At 77.0% G+C, this 3,259-nt stretch carries 1 protein-coding gene; it reads right to left on the bottom strand.

The genetic code is table 11. The annotated features are described in order from the left end of the window. Positions 1-261: 261 nt before the first annotated feature. A partial coding sequence (locus ACSNOD_RS29875) for an alpha-N-acetylglucosaminidase TIM-barrel domain-containing protein (protein ID WP_436770209.1) occupies positions 262-3,259 on the bottom strand: 2,998 nt, incomplete at its 5' end.

Below are 3,259 nucleotides of genomic sequence, written 5' to 3'. Positions count from 1 at the left end.
CACGTGGGGACGCCGAACGCGGCGGCGTGCACGGCGCGTCGTACGTCCACGGCGGAGTCACGACGCGCCGCGGCCGTCGATGCCGCCGCGTTCGCCCCACGTCGAACGCCCACGGTGGAGTCACGACGCGCCGCGGCCGCCGATGCCGCCGCGTGCACCCCGCGTCGTACGGCTACGGCGAGGTCACGACGCGCCGCGGCCGTCGATGCCGCCGCGTGCACCCCACGTCGTACGCCTACCGCGAGGCCCACCCCCGTGCCCTCACGTCGACCCGTCCCGGAGGGACCAGCCGCTGAACGTCGCCGTGCCGCGGACGCCCGTCGCGCCCCCGTGCACCGCGCTCATGAAGAGGCCCACGTCCCGCCGCGCCCCGCCCGGCACGGCCACCGTGGCGACCGCCCGCCACGTCGCCCCGCCGTCCGTCGAGAACGCCCCCGCGCAGCCCCCGCCCGCGTGCAGCGTCAGCCGCAGCAGCACCGGCGCCCGTACCCCCGTGACCCGCCGGAACGCGTCCAGCCGGCCGTCGCCGTCACTGTCGTACGACAGGACCACCCCGTTCGCCGGCGTGACCGCGAGGTTCGCGAAGCCCCGGGAGCCGCCGTCCGCCAGGTCGTCACGGATCACGATCCCCGCGCGCGCCCACGGCCCCGTCGCCGCCTGCCCGTCGACGCGGAGCGTCACCTCGCCCCCGGCCGCCAGCGCCCCCGCGCGGTAGAGCGCGCCGAACTCCGCCGTCGCCCGCCACAGATCCGTACCCGAGCCGTCGATCGCGAAGCGGTCGCCCAACTGCCCGAACACGGCGTCGTTCGTGCTGACCGCCCGCCAGCCCGCGGCCGGCGGCGCGGCCAGGAACAACGTGCCGCGCGCCGCCGAGCGCACCCGCTCCGCCCCGGCGGGCCCGTACACCACCGCCGCCTCGTACGGCAGTGGCGTCAACGGCTGCCGCGGCGCGTCGGCGGGCGCGGTCACCCGCCACCGCGCCGCGCCCTCGCCCGCCGCCGGCACGCCCGGCAGCGACACCGGCCCCTGCGGCTCGACCGCCGCGCCCGCCGGCCCGGTCAGCGCGAAGTCCACCCGCCCGGTCGCCGCGAACCCGTTCGTGTTGCGGAACTCCGCGGTGATCAGCGCCGAGCCGCCGGGCGCCACCCCGAGCGGCCGCGCCGCGGCGGTCAGCCGCCCCTGGTAGGGCGCGCCGGCCAGCACGTCCCGCACCCGGCGCGCCGTGCGGACCGCGTCGGACACCGGCCGCACCGGATACACGTGCCGCTCCCGCGTCCACGGCTCCTCCAGCGCGTACCAGTCGAAGGCGCGCGGCGGCCGGTCCTCCACCAGCGCGTCCTCCACCTCGTCCAGGTACGCCCGCCACTGCGGCAGGTGGAAGTCGCCGATCAGGCCGTGCCAGTCGCGGTTGGCGTAGTTGGCGAGCAGGCCCTCGTCCGCGGTGACCCGGTCCGCCCAGGTGGTGATCAGCACCCGCGCCGTCCGCTCCAGCCGGGCCTCCTCGGCCGGCCCGCTCGCCATCCGCCGGGCCTCCGCCAGCCAGGGGCCGAGCAGGAAGCTCGGGTGCGCGCCGCTCATGTCGTCGGCGAGCCGCATCAGCGTCAGCCACAGCCGGGACAGGGTCCGGAAGGCCGCCCGGTCCCGCCGCTCGTACGCGTCGCGCAGATGCGGCAGGAGCAGCCAGGAGCGGTTGGCCAGCGCCTGGCGGGCGATGTCGGTGAGGTCGTGGCGGTAGGCGTCCGAGCCGCCCGGCGCGGGGCGCGCGGCCAGCAGATGGGTCAGCGCGGCGTCGAAGTCGGGCACGTCGAACGCGGGCGTGTGGGTGGCCCAGTACGTGCCGCCCCGGGCGGTCAGGCTCGGCCGCGCGGAGAAGATCGAGTCGTGCGGCCGCCCGTCCCGGCTGGTGATCTCGTACACCGTGGTGCGCAGCGTCTCGAACGCCCGGCGCGCGGCGGCGTCCGGCCCGCCGTAGCGGGAGTCCGCGTACGCGGCGAACCAGGCCGCCCGGTCCACCGGCTCCCGGCGCCACGCCAGCTCGCTGAAGAGCGCGAACGCGGCCGGGTCGCGGTCGGTGGCCTCCGCCATGTACGCCGTCCCCACCAGCGCGCTGCCCGGCTTGTCCCGCCACTGGGCGAACCTCGGCGACCAGAAGTGGGTGCGGGCGCCGAGCGTGGTGCGCCCGCCGAAGTTGGGGATGGTGCCGAAGGCGTACGGGGTGCCGCCCCAGTCCCGCTCCCGGTCGGTCACCTCCTCCAGGTCGGAGAGGCCGTCCACGATCAGCATCCGTCGCTTGTCGAGGGCGTCGAGCAGATCGCGCCGGGGGTTGTCCTGCCAGCCGAGGATCACCCACACCGCGTCCGGCAGCGCCGTCCGCAGCGCCTTCTCGACGGCGCGCGCGGCGTCCGGCACGGGCACGTCACCGGGGGTGCCGCCCTCGTGCAGCAGATCCATCTTCACGTGCCGGACGGGGCCGAACAGCTCGCGCTGGTGCCGGTAGAAGGCGGCGGCCACCTCGGCGAAGACGGGCGTGCGCGGGTCGAGCCAGTCGGGGCGCTTCAGCCCCGCCCAGGTGCCCTGCGGGACGACGCGCGCGCCCGGGTTGCGCCGGGCGAAGCCGTCCGGGACGGTGCCGAAGTAGCCGGGCAGCACCGGGGCCATGCCGAGCTCCCGCAGCCGGTCGCAGATCCGCCGGCCCAGCGCGGTGCGGCGGGCCAGCAGCTCGGGGCTCACCGGGCCGCCGTAGCCGCTCATGTTCTGGAGCAGCCACCACGGCTGGTGGGAGGGGGCGGGGAGCCAGGCGCGGGCCTCGGCGTCGCTGTAGCCGAAGTCCTGGAGCAGCCGGTGGTAGACGGCCTCCTGACCGGCGGTGACCAGGATCTGGTTGCAGCCGTGCAGGGCGGTGATGTCGATCAGTCGTTCCCAGCGCGGCCAGTCGGCGTACGGGGCGGTGTAGCCGTCGTGGGTGTCGTTGAACGCGAAGCGGCAGGGCACGGTGGCGGACCGCTCGATCGGGCGGCCGGGGGCGGGCAGCCGGCGCGGCAGGCCGAGGGCGCTGCCGGACCACGTCAGCCGGGCCCGGCAGACGTGGGTGAGGTACCAGTGGACGCCGGTCAGCAGCACCGCGGGGCTGGTGCCCAGAACCACGATCCGGCCCGGGGCGCCGGTCACGCGGAAGCGCTCGGGGCCGGGGGAGGGCAGCAGGGTGAACTGATCGGCGTGGTGCGGCAGGAGGCGGCGGAGGGCGGCGAGCCGGCCCGGG

The sequence above is a fragment of the Streptomyces sp. URMC 123 genome (assembly GCF_051386515.1).
Taxonomy (GTDB): Bacteria; Actinomycetota; Actinomycetes; order Streptomycetales; family Streptomycetaceae; genus Streptomyces.
Note: the sequence above shows the minus strand (reverse complement) of the source record. Positions and strands in the feature narration are given on the sequence as shown.